The 19,859-nt window shown below is 61.3% G+C and carries 16 protein-coding genes; 6 read left to right on the top strand and 10 right to left on the bottom strand.

Translation table 11 applies throughout. The features are described 5' to 3' along the window. Window positions 1-13 precede the first annotated feature (13 nt). The gene (locus tag O4H53_RS15965; RefSeq protein WP_269365329.1) at window positions 14-1,081 is read right to left on the bottom strand and encodes a carbon-nitrogen hydrolase family protein; all 1,068 of its coding nucleotides are present in this window, start codon (window positions 1,079-1,081) and stop codon (window positions 14-16) included. A gap of 288 nt (window positions 1,082-1,369) precedes the next feature. Between O4H53_RS15965 and O4H53_RS15960 the strand changes: the two genes are divergently transcribed. Genes O4H53_RS15960 through O4H53_RS15940 form a run of 5 tightly spaced genes read left to right on the top strand, consistent with a single transcriptional unit; the run spans window position 1,370 to window position 6,585 of the window. After that, window positions 1,370-3,535, top strand: a complete 2,166-nt coding sequence (locus O4H53_RS15960; RefSeq protein ID WP_269365327.1) for an indolepyruvate ferredoxin oxidoreductase subunit alpha — start codon at window positions 1,370-1,372, stop codon at window positions 3,533-3,535. Between the two features lie 4 nt (window positions 3,536-3,539). Next, a complete protein-coding gene (locus O4H53_RS15955; protein WP_269365325.1) occupies window positions 3,540-5,117 on the top strand; it encodes an indolepyruvate oxidoreductase subunit beta family protein in 1,578 nt (525 codons plus the stop codon). Continuing rightward, window positions 5,114-5,596 carry an acyl-CoA thioesterase gene (locus O4H53_RS15950; RefSeq protein WP_269365324.1) on the top strand — a complete coding sequence of 161 codons (483 nt, stop codon included), beginning with the start codon at window positions 5,114-5,116 and terminating at the stop codon, window positions 5,594-5,596. Before O4H53_RS15955 ends, O4H53_RS15950 begins: the two co-directional genes overlap by 4 nt. A 34-nt stretch (window positions 5,597-5,630) precedes the next feature. After that, window positions 5,631-6,116 carry a MarR family winged helix-turn-helix transcriptional regulator gene (locus tag O4H53_RS15945; RefSeq protein WP_269365322.1) on the top strand — a complete coding sequence of 162 codons (486 nt, stop codon included), beginning with the start codon at window positions 5,631-5,633 and terminating at the stop codon, window positions 6,114-6,116. Continuing rightward, window positions 6,109-6,585, top strand: coding sequence for a MarR family winged helix-turn-helix transcriptional regulator (locus tag O4H53_RS15940; protein ID WP_269365320.1), 477 nt, complete (start codon window positions 6,109-6,111; stop codon window positions 6,583-6,585). The genes O4H53_RS15945 and O4H53_RS15940 overlap by 8 nt, the downstream gene beginning before the upstream one ends. Before the next feature lie 110 nt (window positions 6,586-6,695). Here the strand turns inward: O4H53_RS15940 and O4H53_RS15935 are convergent, their stop codons facing one another. The 5 genes from O4H53_RS15935 to O4H53_RS15915 form a co-directional block, all read right to left on the bottom strand. Beyond that, window positions 6,696-8,198 carry an aldehyde dehydrogenase family protein gene (locus tag O4H53_RS15935; RefSeq protein ID WP_269365318.1) on the bottom strand — a complete coding sequence of 501 codons (1,503 nt, stop codon included), beginning with the start codon at window positions 8,196-8,198 and terminating at the stop codon, window positions 6,696-6,698. A gap of 27 nt (window positions 8,199-8,225) precedes the next feature. Next, on the bottom strand, window positions 8,226-9,737 hold the full coding sequence (locus O4H53_RS15930; RefSeq protein WP_269365316.1) for a tripartite tricarboxylate transporter permease: 1,512 nt from the start codon (window positions 9,735-9,737) through the stop codon (window positions 8,226-8,228). A gap of 9 nt (window positions 9,738-9,746) precedes the next feature. After that, window positions 9,747-10,286 carry a tripartite tricarboxylate transporter TctB family protein gene (locus O4H53_RS15925; protein WP_269365314.1) on the bottom strand — a complete coding sequence of 180 codons (540 nt, stop codon included), beginning with the start codon at window positions 10,284-10,286 and terminating at the stop codon, window positions 9,747-9,749. 54 nt (window positions 10,287-10,340) lie between these two features. Then, window positions 10,341-11,279, bottom strand: coding sequence for a tripartite tricarboxylate transporter substrate binding protein (locus O4H53_RS15920; protein ID WP_269365312.1), 939 nt, complete (start codon window positions 11,277-11,279; stop codon window positions 10,341-10,343). Window positions 11,280-11,432: 153 nt separating this feature from the next. Next, window positions 11,433-12,800 (bottom strand): aminotransferase class III-fold pyridoxal phosphate-dependent enzyme, encoded by a 1,368-nt coding sequence (locus tag O4H53_RS15915; RefSeq protein ID WP_269365310.1) that lies wholly within the window; start codon window positions 12,798-12,800, stop codon window positions 11,433-11,435. 171 nt (window positions 12,801-12,971) lie between these two features. On the opposite strand from O4H53_RS15915, the gene O4H53_RS15910 reads away from it, so the two are divergent. Continuing rightward, window positions 12,972-14,006, top strand: coding sequence for an AraC family transcriptional regulator (locus tag O4H53_RS15910; protein ID WP_269365308.1), 1,035 nt, complete (start codon window positions 12,972-12,974; stop codon window positions 14,004-14,006). A gap of 395 nt (window positions 14,007-14,401) precedes the next feature. On the opposite strand, the gene O4H53_RS15905 is transcribed toward O4H53_RS15910, so the two are convergent. From O4H53_RS15905 to O4H53_RS15890, 4 genes are all read right to left on the bottom strand, one after another. Further along, window positions 14,402-16,216, bottom strand: coding sequence for a dipeptide ABC transporter ATP-binding protein (locus tag O4H53_RS15905; RefSeq protein ID WP_269365307.1), 1,815 nt, complete (start codon window positions 16,214-16,216; stop codon window positions 14,402-14,404). Window positions 16,217-16,219: 3 nt separating this feature from the next. Next, window positions 16,220-17,074, bottom strand: a complete 855-nt coding sequence (locus tag O4H53_RS15900) for an ABC transporter permease (protein ID WP_269365306.1) — start codon at window positions 17,072-17,074, stop codon at window positions 16,220-16,222. Beyond that, window positions 17,074-18,090: an ABC transporter permease gene (locus tag O4H53_RS15895; protein ID WP_269365304.1), complete on the bottom strand. Its 1,017-nt coding sequence runs from the start codon at window positions 18,088-18,090 to the stop codon at window positions 17,074-17,076. Before O4H53_RS15895 ends, O4H53_RS15900 begins: the two co-directional genes overlap by 1 nt. 72 nt (window positions 18,091-18,162) lie before the next feature. Further along, entirely contained in the window at window positions 18,163-19,689 is a 1,527-nt protein-coding gene (locus O4H53_RS15890) for an ABC transporter substrate-binding protein (RefSeq protein ID WP_269365303.1), read from the bottom strand. Window positions 19,690-19,859 lie beyond the last annotated feature (170 nt).

Raw genomic sequence — 19,859 nt, 5'->3', positions numbered from 1 at the left:
AGTCTTGATTGGATTAGGATTCTTCGCTGTCGTCCGGCATCGGCACAGCGTTCAGGTCCGGCGCGGGGGCCGGGCCGGTTTTCAGATTGACGGCAGCCTGCGGCACCTGATTGACCCGCAGGTCGAAAATATCGAACCGGTTATAATGGCCGGTGATGTCATGCATCTGCTTGGGCTGGATGCATTTGCCCAGGTCGATCTCGGCATAGACGATGCCTTCGTCGTCGATCAGGCCGGGGACAACCTCGCGCCCGTCGGGGCCGATGATCCCGGAATAGGCACTGGATTTGCGCTCCAGCATATCGCGGGCATCCGGTCGGATCTCTTCCATCGCCGTGATGATCTCGTCCGAGACCGTCGAGGTAGCAGTCACCGTAAAGACCTTGCCTTCAAAGCTGTGCGACATGCTGCGCAGCTTGATCGCCTCGGCCATGTCGTAATCCTTCGGTGCCACCGGCAGCGAGATATAGCTGGCGGTATGTACCAGTTCGCCCTGCGCCAGCAGGGTGAACCGCGCCAGCGTATTGGTGTTCTCACCACAGGCGAGCCCGCCCAGCGGGCCAATTTCCGTGTCATAGACCCTGAGGCTGGACCCATCCCCGCCCGTCCAGGTCAGTTTCTCCGCCCAGGTGGGCACCAGCTTGCGGTGCTTGCCCAGGATCGCGCCATCCGGCCCGATGAACAGCAATGTATTGTAAAGCGCGCCCAGCGACACGGGGCTGCGTTCGTTCAGCCCCATCACCACATAGCAATTGTTCGCCCTGGCGGCGGCCTGAACCTTCGCCACTTCGGGACCATCGGCAAAGACCGAGGCCCGCACAAGTTTCTCGAACCACGCGCTGCCCGTCACCGGATCGGTGATCCAGTTCCAATAGGGGTATCCGGGGATGAACACCTCCGGAAACACCACAAGCCGCGCGCCGTTTCCGGCGGCCTCGCCAATCAGGCTTACGGCCTTTTCCACGGTCTTGCCCGCATCCAGAAACACAGGGCTCGCCTGAACCGCCGCAGCCGTGAACTTCGGAAAGTCATTCAATGGCAACATTTCGTCTTCACCTTCCAGATTGGATTGCGCCGACATGCGCAAGGGCGCGGGAATCGGCATCAAGGATGTTCGTGTCCGGGCCCGTCCGCCTGCGCGCCGCCCGACTGAGCGGGCAAGTGGCACGACTCACCTGACCCCGTGAATCGATCATGAAGGACAACGCCGCAGCTGACGAGGTCATCTTGACACCTCTGGCGTTATCCACATGATTCTGAATTGTTTTTTTCCTCATATTCGATTTATTCGCTCGAAGTAGAAAACTGATCGTTGACTTATTTTACATATAAATCTATTCATTACCATACTTTTTTTGGAGAGATGATGATGGCTGAACGATCCTTTGCGAAAGAAGTCGAAGACCTGAAGCTTGGAGAGGGCGACCTGTTCCGCGGTGAGGGCATTCTGGCGATCACAAAGGCCCTGCTGCAATCCGGTGTCGCCTATGTCGGCGGCTATCAGGGATCGCCGATTTCGCACCTGATGGACGTGCTGGCAGATGCCAATGACATCCTCGACGACCTCGGCGTGGTCTTTCAAAGCTCGGCCAGCGAAGCAACCGCAGGCGCGATGCTCTCGGCTTCCGTCATGTATCCCCTGCGCGGTGCTGTGGCGTGGAAATCCACCGTCGGCACCAATGTCGCCTCCGACGCCCTGTCAAACCTTGCATCCGGCGGCGTCACCGGCGGCGCGATGGTGATCGTCGGCGAAGACTACGGCGAAGGCTCCTCCATCATGCAGGAGCGCACCCACGCCTTTGCAATGAAATCCCAGATGTGGCTGCTGGACCCGCGCCCCGATCAGGCCTGCATGGTCAATCTGATCGAAAAGGGTTTCCAGTTGTCGGAAGCCTCCAACACCCCGGTGATGCTGCAGGTGCGGGTGCGGTCCTGTCACATGACAGGCGAATTTGAATGCAAGGACAACAAGCGCCCCGAATTCACCCTGCGTGACGCGATGAACAATCCCGAACGCGATCTGGGCCGCATCGTTCTGCCGCCCGCCGCCTATGAGCATGAGGTCGAAAAGATCAAGGTGCGCATGCCCGCCGCCATCGACTTTATCCGCGACCAGAAGCTGAACGAATTCTTCGGCCCCACCGGCAAGGAAAAGACCGGCAAGACCGGGCTCATCGTCGTCGGTGGCATGTACAACAGCACCATCCGCGCGCTGCAGTTCCTCGGGCTCTGTGATGCCTACGGCAATTCGCGCGTGCCGATCTACGTGATGAACGTGGCCTATCCGACCATCAAGTCCGAAGTCGACGCATTCTGCGAGGGTCTGGATGCCGTCCTGATGATCGAGGAAGGGCAGCCCGAATATATCGAACAATCCATCTCGACGGTTCTGGCGCGCACGAAAAGCCCGACAGAGGTCCATGGCAAGGATTACCTGCCGATGGGTGGCGATTATACCGCCGCCGTCCTGACCGAAGGGATCGGCCGTTTCCTTGAGGATCATGAGCCAAAACAGCTCGGCAACCGCGCCCCGGTGCCCGATCCCGTCCCGATCCTGACCAACCCGGTGATCGAACGGCTGGGCGAGGTTGTTCCGGCACGACCGCCGGGCCTGTGTACCGGCTGCCCCGAACGGCCGATCTTTGCCGCCATGAAAATGGTCTTCGAGGAAACCGGCACACACCATGTCTCGGCGGACATCGGCTGTCACCTCTTCTCGATCCTGCCGCCCTTCAATCTGGGTGCCACCACCATGGGCTTTGGCCTTGGCCCGGCCTCGGCGGCGGCGTTCAACGTCAAGGGCGCCAAACGCTCGATCTCGATCATGGGCGACGGCGGGTTCTGGCACAACGGGCTGACCAGCGGCATCGGCAATGCGGTGTTCAACAAGCACGACGGCGTCTTTGTCATTGTCGACAACTTCTATTCCTCGGCCACCGGCGGTCAGGACATCCTGTCGTCCCGCGCGCTGAACAAGCGCCGCAACACCAACAATTCCATCGTGGATGCGGTCAAGGGGATCGGTGCCAAATGGGTCCGTCAGGTCGATCACACCTATGACGTGACCAGGATGCGCGATGTGCTGAACGAGGCGCTGACCACCGATGCCGAGGGGCCCAAGATCATCGTGGCGTCGTCGGAATGCATGCTGAACAAGCAGCGCCGCGAAAAGCCGAAGGTCGCCAAGGCGATCAAGGGCGGCCAGCGGGTGATCAAAGAGAAATTCGGTGTCGACGAAGATGTCTGCACCGGCGATCACGCCTGCATGCGGCTGTCGGGCTGCCCCTCGCTGTCGATCAAGGAACTGGACGATCCGCTGCGCGACGATCCCGTTGCCTCCATCGACGATACCTGCGTGGCCTGCGGCAACTGCGGCGAAGTGGCGGATGCCGCCGTGCTCTGCCCCTCCTTCTTCCGCGCCGAGGTTACCCATAACCCGACTGGCTGGGACAGGTTCCGGGCCAGGTTCTCCGGCTCCGTGATCCGCTACCTGCAAGACCGCCGCGAAAAGCGCGCGGTCAGCTTTGAGGCATAGAAAGATGAAAGATGACACCGTCAAACTGGGCCTGAAGCCCGCTGGCCCCGCAACAGAGCGGCCGATTTCCATCGCCATTGTCGCGATGGGCGGTCAGGGCGGCGGCGTTCTGACTGGCTGGATCGTGGCGCTTGCAGAAGCCCACGGCTGGGTGGCGCAATCCACCTCCGTTCCCGGCGTGGCCCAACGCACCGGGGCCACCATCTATTACGTCGAGATGATGCGCCCAGGCGCGGGTGGACAAAAACCGGTGCTGGCGCAGATGCCCACGCCCGGCGATGTCGATGTGGTGATCGCATCGGAATTCATGGAAGCCGGCCGCTCGATCCTGCGCGGTATCGTGACACCCGACCGAACCACCCTGATTGCCTCCAGCCACCGGTCGCTTGCGATCAGCGAAAAGATGGCCCCCGGCGACAGCATCGCGGACAGCAGCGCCGTCAGTGATGCCATCGGTGTGGTCGCCAAACAGGAAATCGTCTTCGACATGAACGCGATGGCGGTCAGGAACGGCTCTGTCATCTCCTCCGCCATGTTCGGCAGCCTTGCCGCGTCAGGCACCCTGCCTTTTGAGCGGGAGGCCTATTACGATGTGATCCGCAAGGGCGGCAAGGGCATCGAGGCCAGCATCCGCGCCTTTGACGCCGCCTATGACCGGACCACAAACGGCGCAGAACCGGAGCCGACCGATGCGGCAGACACCGCCACCCCCGTTGCCGCACTGCCTGACAGCTTGCGCGACAAACGGGCCAACGCCCTGCTCACCCGCCTGCGTGCGGAACTTCCCGAACAGGCCCATGCCATGGCCTATCTGGGTCTGCAAAAGGTCGTCGATTTTCAGGATGCCGCCTATGGCGCTGAATATCTCGATATCCTGCGTGATCTCACCAAGTCGGACAGCGCGGCAAATGGCGCGGAACACGACTTTGCCTTCACCGCAACAGCCGCCAAATACCTCGCCAATGCGATGGCGTATGACGATGTCATCCGCGTCGCCCGCATCAAGACGCAAAGCGCGCGGCGCCAGCGCGTGGCAGATGAGGTCGGCCTGCAGGACGGTCAGGTTCTTAACACCACCGAATTCATGCACCCCCGCATGGAAGAAGCCGCATCAACCCTGCCCGCCGGGCTGGCCACCTGGCTGAAATCGCGCAAATCCCTTTATGCCTGGCTGGACCGCCGCATCAACAAGGGCCGCCGCGTGCAGACCTACCGCCTGACCGGGTTCCTGCCGCTGCATTTTGTCGGTGCGCTCAAGGTGATACGCCGCAAATCCCTGCGCCACAAGACAGAGGTCGCCCACCGCGATGCCTGGCTGGCCGATGCCTCGCAGGCGCTGGCGCGCAACTATGATCTCGGCATCGCGATGCTCACCTTCCGCCGCCTGATCAAGGGCTATTCAGACACCCATGTCCGGGGGCATTCCAAGTTCGACAAGGTCATGCAGACCACAAAGTCCATCGCGTCCCGCGATGACGCAGCGGAATGGGCGCAACGTCTTTTGACTTCTGCGATCAAGGATCCGTCCAGCAAGGATCTGGACGGCACGATCATGACAATTGAAAGTTTTTCGAGCACATGAACAAGATCGACAAACCCGCGCCGTTTCCCCGTCCTCTGGATCGTGCGGATATCCCGTTTCCCGGCTGGAGCTACAAGCACATATTCCGCCACGGCCAATGCGACCCTGCGGGCATTGTCTATACGCCAGAATTCTTCAACGTGTTCAACCACGCCATCGAAGCATGGTTTTCCGACTGCCTTGGCCTTTCCTATTATGATTTCCTCGGCCCCCGCCGCACCGGGCTGGGCTATGTCAACGCCCATGCCGAATTCTTCTCGCCGGTCAAAATGGGCGAGGAAGTCGAATATTTCATCCGTGTCTCCAGGATCGGCAGCAAGTCTTACGCGCTGGAACTGAACGCGATGCTTGGCGAGACGGAGGCCCTGCGCGGGCTCTTTACAACCGTGACCACCTGCCTGGACACGCATTCATCCATCGACATACCAGTCGACCTGAGAGGTGCATTGAACCAATATGTATTCTCGGATAATGCCTAGTATGTAAAAATATGGAAATGCAGATAGATCGATGATGGCCCGTGACCCGGCTCAGGATAGTTCAAAACACCGCAAGGACGACACCCGGCTCTGGCTCAGCGTGCTGGATGTCTATAATTTCGTCTATCCCGAAGTGAACCGGCAGCTCAAGGAGCAGACGGGCATCAGCGTTTCGAAATTCGATGTGCTTGCACAATTGGCCCGCTACCCCGACGGTCTGAGCATGGGCGAGCTTTCGGCCAGGCTCAAGGTCAGCAACGGCAATGTCTCCGGCCTGGTCAACAGGCTGCGCAAGGACGAGCTGGTGGACAAATCCATGTCGGCTGACGACAGGCGCTCCTTTGTCGCCGTGCTGACACCCGCAGGTCGCCAGCGGTTCGAGGAAGCAGCGGCCGTTCACGCCGACGTCCTGGCAAAATGTTTCCTGCATCTCGACGCCAAGAACCTTGCGGAAACCACCGCCATGCTGAAATCGATCATCAAGAAACCAGGCGGCAAGGCTCCGACGGACAATGACTAAGAAAAGTGATGACCTCGGCTTTCCCTTCAAAACGCCGGAACAACTGTCGCAATACCTGCCCTATCTCATGACGCGGCTGACGAACCGCTGGCAGGTCAAACAGGATGCCGACCTCAAGAACATTGGTATCCAGGGTGCGACGATGCGGATCATGGCCTGCCTCGCCGCGTATAAGCAACTTACGGTAAACGAAGTCTCCGTGCTGTCGGTGACAGAACAATCCACTGTCAGCAGGCTGGTCGAACAGCTTGTCACAGCCGGCCTGGCGCAGCGCGAAATCGACGCATCCGACCAGCGTGTGCGCCGCGTTTCACTGACCGCCAAGGGCCGCAAAAAGCTCAGGGAAACGGCGCCGCTGGTCAACGCGAACTATCATCACATGACCGATGGCATTGACCCGGCGCAGCTGGCCGTCTGTGTTGAAGTGATGCAGGCAATGCTGAAGAAAATCCGCGTTCACGACCTCTGAAAGGTCGCTCAGGAAAACCGCGCCGATTGTGATACGCCGCGGTCAGCATGTTGTCAGATCATGGGTGCCACAGGCCCCGCCCACCCATTGTGAACGGGACCTGAGCCGCCTCAGCTATAGGCAACACAGACCGATTTGGTCTCAAGGTAGTTGTCCAGGGCGCCTGTTCCGTGCTCCCGCCCGATGCCTGATTGCTTGAATCCGCCAAAAGGCATGTTCTGATCGGGGATGTTGTGGCTGTTGACCCAGACCGTCCCGGCCTGCACCTGCGGCACCAGCTTCATCACCCGGTTGATGTCGCGGGTCCAAAGCGACGCGCCAAGCCCGTAGCGGGTGTCATTGGCCATCGCGATGGCCTCTTCCTCAGTCTCGAAGGGGGTAATCGTCGCCACCGGGCCAAAGACCTCGTCCTGCATGATCGCGGTGTCTGAACGCGCATCCGCAAAAAGCTGTGGTGCCACGTAGTACCCCTGCCCCGGTGCGGCGATGTCCAGCAGGGGCGTTGCCCCGTCAGCGATACCCCGGGCAATCATCCCCTTCACATGATCAAAATGTTTGGCCGACACCACCGGGTTGATCTGGTTGGCGGGATTCATCCCATCCCCGATTGGCAGCGACGATGTAATCGCCTTGAGCGTCGCCACAGCTTCCTCATAAATGCCCTTCTGCACATAGATGCGCGCCCCGGCACAGCAGGTCTGGCCCGAGTTGAAGAACATCCCGATGCCTGTCGCGGGCCCCAGCAGGTTCAGGTCCATATCGTCAAAGAACACCATCGGGGCCTTGCCGCCAAGTTCCAGCGTCACCGGCTTGACGGTCTCCATCGCCTTGGTGCCGATCTTCTTGCCGACCTCGGTCGACCCGGTAAAGGTGATCTTGTCCACACCGGGATGCTGCACCAGCGCGGCCCCCGTGGCCCCGTCCCCGGTAATGACGTTGACCACCCCATCGGGAAAGCCCGCCTCGCGCGCCAATTCCGCAAACCGCAGCGATGTCAGCGGCGTCTCCTCCGCCGGTTTCAGCACCACGGCACAGCCCGCCGCCAGCGCCGGGGCCACTTTCCACACACACATGTTCAGCGGGAAGTTCCAAGGCGTGATCGCCGCGACAACACCAACCGGCTCCTTGCGGGTATAGGCGGTGTAACGCGTCCCCGGCGGCACGGCGATTGAGACGTCAAAGGTCTCGCCCCGGATCTTGGTGGCCCAACCGGCCATGTACCGCAGATATTCAGCCGAGGACGCCACTTCGACCAGACGCGACAGCATGATCGACTTGCCGTTTTCCAGCGTTTCAAGCTGTGCCAGTTCCTCGCCGTTCTCCTCGATCAGATCGGCAAGCCTCAGCATCAGCCTTGTCCGCTCCGCACCCGGCATCCCGCCCCAGGCGCCTGCCATCGCCGCCCTGGCGGCCAGCACGGCGCGGTCCACATCGGCTTCCGATGCCGTCGGAACCTGTGCCAGAACCGATCCGTCAGCGGGGTTGAAGACATCAAAGCCGGGCGCCTCACCGCCAACGCTTTGCCCGTTGATCAGCATCTTCGGAGCCTTGAGAAAGGCTGTCACATCGGGGCTGATGCCACTGGGGGCCTGATCCGGAATTCCGATACGCATGAAATATCTCCTCGTGATGGGCCTGTTTCAGGCCTTGTTCTGGTGGGGTTTGTTGGATTCTTCGTGCCGCGCGTGCAGATCACGGATCGAGGTCCGGAGGCTTTGGCCAACGATGACAATGATGGTGAGCACCAGCAGGGCCGCGATAGGGCGGTTGACGAAATCAAGCAGAGAGTCGATCCGACCCATCGAGGCGCGCAGTTTGACCTCCATGATCCCGCCCAGAACCATGCCGAGGATGATCGGCACCGTGGGCAGGTTCAGACGTTTCAGGATCAGGCCGAACACCCCGAACCCCGCCGCAATCATGCAGTCCATCGCGGAGTTGCGCAGCGAATAGACGCCGACAAAGCTGAGCACCAGGATCGCCATCCCCAGAAAGCGCGTGGGGATGCGGATGATCCGGATCAGCAGATTGGACGACACCACCATCCAGAGGATCACGATCACATTGAGCAGGAGCAGCGACAGATAGAGGGCATAGACAAAGTCCATCTGGTTCTGGAACAGCCCCGGCCCCGGCACGACATTGTGCACATAGAAGACCGACAGCATCATCGCCGTCAGCGCCTCGCCCGGAATGCCGAGGGCCAGCAGCGGGATCATCGCCGCGGCAGGCACCGCGTTGTTCGCGGATTCAGAGGCAACCAGCCCCTCCGGGCTGCCGCGCCCGAACATTTCCGGCGTCTTGGACCGTTTGCGCGCGGCGGTGTAGCTGAGGAATTGCGCGGTAAATTCGCCCACCCCCGGAATGATCCCCATCAGAACGCCAAACCCGCCACCCGTCGCCGCCGTGCGCCGGTATTTCCATATCTCGCACATGGCCCTGAACATGGACCCAGACACAGGCTGCGCATCCGGCGCGCTGTCAGGTTCGACAATCAGTTGAAAGGCCTGGCTGAGGGCAAAGAGCCCAAGCACGACAACAATCAGATCCAGCCCCGAGGTCAGCCAGTCCAGGCCGAAGGTATAGCGCATGGTATAATTGACCGGCTCCATCCCGACCGATTGCAACAGGATGCCAAGACCGGCGAGCATCCCGGCCGCCGCCATCTGCCCCTTGTGCGCGATGATCACCAGAATGATGCCCAGGAGCGCCGCCAGGAAAATCTCGCGCGAGCCGAACATCGGCGCGACCTTGGCCAGCACCGGCGACAGCAGGATCAGAATGAGGATCGACAGGACCGCCCCGAAAAAGGACGCGCCATAAGCCAGCCCAAGCGCGCGCAGCGCCTCGCCCCGCCTGGTCATCGGGTAGCCGTCATAGGTGGTCAGCGCATTCACCGCCGTGCCCGGTGTGTTGATCAGGATCGCGGGCAGCGAACCGCCATACATGGACGAGCCATAGATCCCCAGCAGCAGCGTCAGGCCGACAAGCGGTTCCATCGAGAATGTCGCGGGCAAGAGGATGGCAATCGCCACCGCCGGCCCGACACCGGGGATGGCGCCGATCACAACGCCTCCAATCGACCCGATCAGAAGCGCCACAAGAACCGGCCAGCTGAACATCAGCTCAACGGCCTGAATAATCGTCTCCATGACGCGCTCCTAGAAGTTGACCATGACGAAAGACCGGATGCCGTCCGGCAGATACTGATAGACCGCACCGGCAGGCAGCTTCACGCCCAGCCCGGTCTTGAAGACAAGCACCGTCACCAGCGCCAGCCCCGCCGCCGCGCCCAGCATCTGCAGGGACCGGTATCCGGCCCGAAGCGTCAAAAGCAGCGCGAACAGCAGCGTCGCGGGCAGGTAGCCGATCACCGGCACGGCGGCGACATAGACAATGAACCAGACCACGAATTCGAGGGACCGCGCCCAGACGATGACCTCTTTCAACCGCCCCGGCAGCCGGGGCGCATTCCAGGTGCAGACAAAGTGGATGGCACCAAAAACCACCATCATGACAACACCAACCGTCGGCCAGAACCCCGGTTCCTCCACCAGAGATTTCTTGCCCAGAAACTGCGCCTGCCAGGGCACCGCCACCAGACAGGCCAGCGCAAGAACAAGAAAGCCGGCCGCAAAGATCAGATCACCCGGCTTGCGCTCACGACGAAACAGGGCGAGGAAATTCAGAACCCGCTGCATTGCATGTCTCCGCAATATGATCGGGCCGACACCTCAGTGCCGGCCCCGCTTGCCTTACTCTCCGAGGAAATCCGCAATCCGCTGCATCGTGGCCGCGTCTTTTTCCATCTGCTCATTGGAGGCATCGAAGCCAAGCCAATAGATTTCGGCCCCGGTGTCTTCCGCCACCTTCTTGGCAGCATCCGACGCCAGCACCTCCTGCGCCACCCCGGCGATGACATCACGCACCTCCTGCGGGGTATCCTCGTGCACGAACAGGCCGTTCCAGGTCGAGAACCCCAGTTCGGGATAGATTTCGGCAGCGGTCGGCACCTCGGGCAACAGCGGGATGCGCGCATTCGTGACGCTCATCAGGATCTTCAGCTCATCCAGGCAGGGCCGGATCAGCTGCAACGTGGTGTTGATCACATCCACATCGCCGGAGGCCAGCGTGTTGCAATCCAGCGCATCGAAAGCAGTGTCCGCCGAATAGGAAAAATCCAGCGCCTTGGCCATTGCCAGAGTATGCCGCGCCGGGCTGGTGACATCGCCGAAATGGCCCAGCGTCACATCGTTTTCACGGGCGTAGGCGGCCAGTTCTTCCATCGTGGAATAGGGCGCATCACCAGATGCCGCCAGGACAAAGGGATAGCTGAGGAAAATGCCCACCGGCTCAAACGGGTTGCCCTCCAGCGGCGGGATGCCGATGTAGGGCCCCACCATCGGAACGTCGATCACGAAAGACCCGATGGTGTAACCATCCGCCGGGGCCAGCGCCACTTCGACCGCGCCGGGAAACGGGCCACCGCCACCACCGGGCTTGTTCACCACGGCCGCAGGCACATCGTATTTCTTCTGCAACCCATCCGCGATCATCCGGGTCAGGATGTCTTCAAGATCACCGGGCGGCCAGGGCACGATGAATTCCACCGGCTTTTCGGGGTATTCCGCCGCAGCTGCAAAGGGCAGCGCCGATACAAGAGCGGCCAGGCTGATTTGTACAAATTTGTTCATGTTCTGGTTTCCCTGTTGTTTGTTTCTCCCGATGCTGGGAGTTTTTCTTCTGGTCTTCGACTTCGGTTTCTTGCCTCACCCCCGTTCCCGACCCGATAGGAACACGGGCCGGGATCGGGGAGAAGGATCGTCAGGATGGCCGGGCCATCGCAGTCATTTCTCTGCCTCAAAGCGGGCGCAGGCCTTGGTCAGCGCCTCTGTGATGATGTCGATCTCCGCCTCTTCGATGACCAGCGGCGGCGACAGGATGATGACATTGCCCGCAGGGCGGACCATCGCGCCCTCTTCGCGCGCGAATGTCGCGATGCGTTCGACCACCCCGGTGCCGGGGTCCATCGGCGTGCGCGCCTCCTTGTCGGATACGAAATCAAGCCCCACCATCAGGCCCTTGCCGCGCACTTCACCAACGATTGAAGATGTCTCTGCCAGGGGCCGCAAACCCTCGATCAGCCGCTTGCCCATGCGGGCCGCATTGCCCGGCAGATCCTCTTTCTCGACAATGTCCAGACAGGCCAGCGCGGCGGCACAGGCAACCGGATGACCGGAAGAGGTGAACCCGTGCATGATCATGCCTTCCGGGCTGAACTCCTTGTACCAGGCATCCGCCACCCGCTTGTTGAGGGTCGTGGCACCCAAAGGCACGTAGCCCGATGAGATCCCCTTGGCCAGACACATGATATCGGGCTTCACGCCCCAGCCCCGCGCCCCGAACATCGAACCGGAACGGCCAAAGCCGGTGACCACCTCGTCGGAAATCAGCAGGATTTCGTATTTGTCGCAAAGCGCACGCAGCGCCGGCCAGAACGACGCGGGCGGCACGATGACGCCCCCTGCCCCCTGCACCGGTTCCGCGATAAAGGCAGCAATGGTATGCGCGCCCTGGAACATGATCGTGCGCTCAATCTGGGTGATGATTGCCGCGCACAGCGTTTCGGGATCTTCGGAATAGGGATTGCGATAGGTCCAGGGGCTGTCGATGTGAAAGCAGCCCGCCAGCAGCGGCTCATAGGCACTGCGGTAATAGGAATTGCCGTTCACCGACATCCCGCCGAAATGCACACCGTGATACCCCTGTTTCAGGGACAAGAACTTGGTCCGCTGAGGTTGCCCCTCAAGCTGCCAGTACTGGCGCGCCAGCTTCAGCGCGGTCTCCACCGCATCGGACCCGTTGGCGGAAAACATCACCTTGGAGACATCTTCCGCCGCCGCCATCTCGCAGACCTTGGCCGACAGCTCGATCGAGGGCGGCGTGGCGGTCCCTGCAAAGGAGGAATAATAGCTGATCTTGTCCATCTGTTCGGTGATGGCGGCTTTCACCTCCGCCCGGTTATGGCCGACATTCACGTTCCACAACCCGCCCAGACCATCGACCAGACGTGTGCCGTCGATATCCGTGACATAGCAGCCATCGCCATGGGTGATGATCTGCGGCGGATGCTCTGCGCTCATGATCGGATGGGTCATCGGATGAAACTGATGCCGTGTGTTCTGCTCGCGCAGGAAGTTCTCATTGTCGCGCATCGCGCCTTCTCCCAGTCTGTGCACCGCGGCGCCGCACCTGTGTGGCCGCTTCGGTCTATTGGCTCCCGCTCTTCGGGGTCGAGAAACAGACTGGCGGCATGGGATGCGACGATCCATTGCGTTAAACGCCAGAAATCTGATAATATGCGCCAAACCTGAAAGTCTGGCCCGATGAAACGTGAAACCCTTCCGCCGACTGCGCGGTTCTCCTCGGTCCGCGCCTCTTTCCTGACGGCGCTGGTCTCCCGGTTCGAGGCCACGGGCACCAAGGCCCAGCCCCTGTTGAACCGGACCGGCATCACCCTTGCGCAGCTGAACGACCCTTACGGCGCTATTCCCCTGCCGCAATTCGTCGAATTTCTGGAAGCTGCCGCACTTGAGACAAGGAACGACAATATCGGCGCGCGCATCGGCGCGCAGCTGACGGCCAGTGACATGGGGCCCGTCGGCATCGTCCTGTCCCTGTCGGAAAACATCGAAACCGGCATCACCCGCTTTGCAAGTTACGCCAATGCCCTGCAGGACGGCGCCGAGACCCAATGGATTCAGCAGGGCGACTCCTGGGTCTTTACCTACCGCCTGAAGGATCCGAACATCTGGCCCCGGCGCCAGGATGCGGAATGTTCGCTGGTGTCGCTGGTGCAGGTCGTGCGCGACAACTTCAAATCCAGATGGGCACCGCAGGAGGTTCATTTCGAACACGGCAGCCCCGCTGATCCGCGCCCGCTGGAACGGTTCTTTCGCTGCCCGGTGCGGTTTTCCCAACCCTTCAACCGTTTCATTGTCGACAGGGGCGCATGCCTGACCAACGTGCGCACCGAAGACCAGGCCCTGCTGGCCGCGCTGGAACGCCATGTGGAAGAGATCATCGGCGCGGTCGCACCGGTGCAGAACATCAGTGAATCCGTCACCGCCGTGATCCACGCAAGCCTTGGCATTTCCCCTGTCACGGTGGATCACGCTGCCCGCGCATTGTCGACCACGCCCCGCAGTTTGCAACGGCACCTGAAAGAAGCAGGCACAAGTTTCCGCACCCTGCTGGAAACCACGCGCCGCGAACGGGCGCAGATGCTGCTGTCACAACCGCAGGCAAAGGTCGCGCAGGTCGCTGACGCCCTGGGCTACGCCGATGCAACCGCCTTCTGGCGCGCCTGGCACAAATGGACCGGAACCGCACCTTCTGCGCACAGACACCCGCGCCGATAGGCAGGCATCTGGTCTGCCCGGCAATGCTAGGTCGTGTTGACATTCATTGTCGCCCACTCGCGCGAGACGGATTTTGCCGCTGGCGCCCTGATGTGAGCGCAGCAATGTGATCATTGGAAGCGAACATCCGGGATGGCAGAGGCAAAATCCGCCGCGCCCCGCAGGGGTTTCGCCAAAATTGCCCATTTCCGCGTTACGGCGTCCCGCCTTTACTTTAAGGCAAATCACATCGCCAATGTCCCGAGAGCGCGTAGCGCGGCAGGGTATTGGCGCTTCAATTTCAAGGCGGGGCGCGCAAAGAGAGCTTGAAATAGCTGGCTATTCCTGCGCTCTCTTGCCTGGAACTGAGCAATTTTGGACTGAAACGGGTGGGCGACAATGAATGTCAACACGACCTAGGGGCCGCCATCAACCCCCGCCCCCTGCGCCGCCGCAACCAGTTCGCGGGTGTAGGGATGCAGCGGGTTTGAAAAGACCTCCTCGACCGGCCCCTGCTCCACGATCTCGCCCTTGCACATCACCAATGTCCGGTCACAGACATGCCGGACAACGGCCAGGTCATGCGAAACCAGAAGCAGCGAAAACCCTGCCTCCCGGCGCAGCGCCCGCAACAGCTCCAGGATCTGCGCCTGTACCGATACATCCAGCCCCGAAACGATCTCATCCGCGATCAGCAGACGCGGGTTGGAACACAGCGCCCGCGCGATGTTCACCCGCTGCTTCTGCCCGCCTGACAATTGATCCGGAAACCGCCCGGCCACGTCGGGCGGCAGCATCACCTTGCCCAGCAGCTCCGTCACCAGCGCCTTTTGATCCGCTTTCGACAAGGCATGCGCCCGCCCCTCCAGCGCCTGGGTGACAAGGCCTGCAATCCTGCGGCGCGGGTTGAGCGCCGATTGCGGGTCCTGAAAGACCAGTTGAACCTTGTCGAAGAACGCCGCGCGCGGCGCGGTGGCCCGGTCCAGACCCGCCACTTCCAGCACACCGCTGGTCACGTCTTCCAGCCCCACGATCATCTTGGTCAGGCTGCTTTTCCCCGACCCGCTCTCGCCCACGATCCCGACAAACTCGCCTTCCCGAATTTCGAAATCCAGGTTCCGCAGCGCCTGCACTTCGCGCACCCGGCCAAGCCAGTCGTGCTGGCGATAGGCCTTGCCAAGCCCCTTTGCCCGCAGCACCGGGGCACTGCCCAGGGCAAAACCCTCCGCCGCATCCGCTGCCTTCGGCACGGCAACCGTTCCGGTGCGTTCCGGCCAGTGACAGGCCGACCAGTGACCGGGCGCGATCTCTGCCAGTGGGGGTCTGGCGGTCCGACAAAGACCTTCCGCAATCGGGCAGCGGGTGGCAAATTCGCAGCCCTTCATCCCGGTCCGTTCCACCGGCCCCGGCATCGTCCCGGGCAGGATCATCAGCCGCGCCATGCGCCCCTTCAGGTTTGGCGTCGCCAAGTTGAGACAACGGGAATAGGGATGCCGCGGCGCGTTGATGATGCGCCGCGCGGCACCCGTCTCGACAATCCGCCCGGCATAGAGCACCGAAACATCGTCACAGATCTCGGCCGCAAGTTGCAGATCATGGGTGATGAACAGCACCGAAGTATTATGCGCCTCCCGCGTGCGGGCAATCAGCTCGACCACCTTTTTCTGGATCGTCACATCCAGCGCCGTCGTCGGCTCATCCGCAATCACCAGACGCGGGTTCGATGCAAAGGCCATCGCGATCAGGACCCGCTGCAGCATCCCCCCCGACAGCTGATGCGGATAATTGTCCAGCAGCGCCTGCGGCCGGTCCAGCCCGACTTCGGCAAACAGCTCAACCGCCCGGTCCCTGCGCACCTTTGCGGTTCGCAGGCCGATCCTGGCAAGGTGGTGACAGATCTGATGGCCGATGGTCAGGCTGGGGTTCAGCGCGCTCATCGGCTCCTGCGGGATAAACCCGATGTCGCGGCCCAACAGGCTGCGACGGGTCCGGGCAGTCATATCCGTCAGGGTCAGCCCGTCAAATTCGATCGACCCCCCGGAAATGCCCAGCCCCCGTGGCAGGGTATCGGCGATGGCACTGCCGATCATCGACTTGCCCGCACCGGATTCCCCGATCACCCCCAGAATCCGCCCCGGCTGAATCCCCAGCTCCACACCGTTCAGGATCCGCTGCCCGGTCCTGAGTGCGATTTCGAGGTGCCGGATACGAAGAACCTGTCGTTCCGTCATCTGTCAGGCCCCCCGCTCGGCGCTCTGGCGCGGATCAAGCCTGCGCCGCAGACCGTCGCCCAGAAGATTGAAACTCAACACCGTGAGGAAGATGGCAAAGATCGGCACGGCAAGCCCCCAGGGCGCGTAATACATGTCAATCCGCGCATCCGCGATCATCTGCCCCCAGGCCGGCACATCCGATGGCACCCCCATGGCGACAAAGGACAGGATCGCCTCCACCACCACCGAAATGCCCATTTGCAGGCTCAGCAGGGTGATCAGCATCGGCAATGTCGCCGGAAAGATCTCCTTCATGATGACACGCGGGTGCGACAGGCCGATCAGCCGTGCAAAGGCGACATAATCCTGCCCCCGCACCACCTGCACCTCGCTGCGCAACACGCGGCAGAACCGGGTCCAGTCCACCAGCACGATGGCAAGGATCACCTTGTCGATCCCGATGCCAAGCCCCGTGATCAGCAGCATCGACAGGACCACCGGCGGGAAAGACAGCCAGACCTCGACCGTTCGGCTGATGATCCAATCGACCCAGCCGCCGAAATACCCCGCCAGATGGGCAAAGAAGGCCCCCAGCAGCATCGCACCAAAGGAGGCGGCAACCGCCACGGTCATCGCGGTACGCGCACCATAGATCAGCCGCGACAGGGTATCGCGCCCCAGACTGTCGGTGCCAAACAGATGTTCCGCCGTCCCACCTTCTGCCCAGACCGGGGGCGCAAGGATGTACAGCAGTTCCTGATCGTTCGGATGATAGGGCGTGATCCAGGGCGCAAATATCCCGCAGATCAGCACCAGCGCGGCAAAGCTGCCGCCGATGAATAGGCCCAGATCGGCAAAGCGGTAATTCCGGCCCATCATCCGTTCCTCAATCGCGGATTCAGCAGATAGGCCAGGGCATCCGCGACAGAGTTGAAGATCAGCGTGGTGGCGCAATAGATCAGCGCAATGGCCATGATCACCGACAGGTCAGCCAGCTGCATCGCCTTGACCATCAGATTGCCCAGCCCGGGGAAGGAAAAGATCATCTCGACCAGCAGCGTGCCGCCAAACAACCCGCCGAACTGCGTGCCGACCAGAATGACAACCGGCAGAATGGCATTCTTGAGGGCCTGACCAAACAGGATCTCGCGGCCATTCAAGCCCCGCAGACGGGCCTGCAGGATATAGCTTTGCTGATAGGTGTTGATCAGGCTGGCGTGCAGCACCCGCACAATGGTCGGGGAAAATGCCAGCCCCAGGGCCATGACCGGCAGGGCGATATGCTCAACGGCGCTGATGAATATGCTGAAATCCCCGGTCAGCATCGCATCAATCAGCAGGAATCCGGTATGCGATGGCACCTGCATGCCCGGGTCCAATCGTCCGTTCACCGGAAAGATCGGGATCAGAACGCCAAAAAGCAGGATGAAAAGCAGCGCCAGCAGGAAATCGGGCAGGGCCATGACCGCCGAGGTAACAACCAGCCCGACCGATTCAAAGACCGTCCCGCGCGCGGTGAAAATCAGCAACCCGCCCGCCATGCCCACGCAGACCGCAAAGATCAGCGCGCTGACCACCAGTTCGATGGTCGCGGGCAGACGTTCCAGAACCACATCGACGGTCGACATGCGGTATTGCGAGGATTCGCCCAGATCGCCTGCCACCGCACCTTTGGCCCAGATCGCATATTGCTCCCAGACGGGGCGGTTCAGCCCCATCGCCTCGCGTTTGGCCTCCACCTGTTCGATGGTCGCCGACGGCGGCAAAGACATCTGTGCCGGATCAACCGGCAAGATCCGCAGCGCGCCGAAAATCAACACCGTCACAACCGCAAAGACCGGCACAATCGCCAAAAGCCTGCGGCCAATGACACGTAGAATAGCCAGGATCAAAACCGCCCCTCCTTACTCATGCAGGCGCGCCATCGCCGGTGCCGACGATGACGCGCCTGCAATCGGCCCGCATCATGTCGTCGTGATCGCTTCCGGCCGGATCAGACCATTGGCCCAGGGCGTGATCCCGATATCCTTGCGGTATCCGATGGTCTGGATCGCCTGCAAAAGCGGGATCATCGCCCCTTCCTCGATCAGGAACCTGTTGAATGCCTCATAGCCCTTGATGCGCTTGTCATAATCCGGCTCTCTCAGCAGCGGCTTGATCATCGCCGTCACCTCATCGGTGCGGTAGGTGGCAAAGGGCAGGTCCGCGTCAAACATGTTCCCCGCGAAAAGCTCCGGGTCACCGGTGCCGTTCTCCCAGACAAACATCGACGCAGCCGGCAGCTTGCCAGAGGCATTCAGCTCGTACCATTGCGACTCGGTGATCACGGTCAGATTGGCCTTGATGCCGACCTTCTCCCACATCGTCACCACCGCGCGGGCAATGTCATAATCGCCGGGAAACTGGCCGTTCGTGGTGGCAAAATCCAGGGTGACAGGATTGTCCGGCCCAAAGCCCGAGGCCGCCAGCAGCTCCCGCGCCTTGTCGGGGTCATGGTCAAAATGGAAATCGGGCAGGAAGCTCGGCATGCCGGGGATTGTCGGCTGGTCGATGGTCACCGCATCCCCGCCGAAGAAAGCCTTGGACAGCAGTGCCTTGTCCACTGCGTGATGCGCGGCCAGTCGGATATTGCGATCCGCAAAGACGCCATCCTCGCGGATGGTGATATAGATGATGCGCGCAATCGGATTGGTGACGGCATTGAAGGCACCGCCCTGCTGCAGACGTTTGACGTCACGGATCGAAAGCTCGGTCGCGATATCAACCGTCCCGGATTCCAGCGCGGCCAGCCGGGCCGTGGGATCTGGAATGATCTCGATGGTGATCTGCTTTGCCGAGGGCAATTCCCCCCAGTAATCATCGCGCCGGGTCAGCACGATCCGGCTGTCGCGCTGGTATTCCGTCAGCACATAGGGGCCGGTCCCGACCGGATCGGTCTTCATCCCCTCGATCCCCACCTTTTCGGCATGGGCCCTGGAGACGATGTAGCTCGCGCTGAAACTCAGCCATTGTGCCACGATCGGGAAGGGTTTGGCGAAATGCATCACCGCTTCGGTGGACGATAGCACCTCGATGTCCGTCACATTCCCGAACCCCACCGCAAGGTCGATCTCCTGCCCCTGCTGGATGCGTTCAAAGAAGGTATAGCGGAAATCATCAGCGGTCAGTTTCGTCCCGTCCGAAAAGGTCACGTCATCGCGCAGCGTGACCTGCATGCTCATCGCATCATCCGCCAGCTTCCAGTCCGTCAACAGGCCCGGTGCCAGCTTCAGATCGCTGGTCATGTCGATGGGCTGGTCAAAGACCATCTTCAGAATGGTCTGCGGATCGGGGGATAGCCGCTGGTTCGGGTCCCAGCTCGCGGTATCCGTTGTCCAGGCAATGGAAAGATTGTCGATCTCCCCCGCAAAGGCAAAATCCGGCTTCACCAGCAGCGCACCACCACTGGCCGCTGCAAGCTGCATGAAAAGACGCCTGTCTATTGTTTTCATCTGGTATCCCCTGTTGGTTTACTGTTGATCCGGCGCTGCCTTTGGCAGTTCGTTTTTGGTTTCTGACCCGCCCGGCCAAGCCAGTCCTTCAACACCTGACAGCAGGCCGCCATCCCGCCCGCGTTTCCCGCGGCTTGAAACAAGATTATGGTGCGCCCCCGCTGCGGTCT

The sequence above is a fragment of the Sulfitobacter sp. G21635-S1 genome (assembly GCF_027213915.1).
Taxonomy (GTDB): domain Bacteria; phylum Pseudomonadota; class Alphaproteobacteria; order Rhodobacterales; family Rhodobacteraceae; genus Sulfitobacter.
This window is presented reverse-complemented; position numbering and strand designations above follow the sequence as displayed.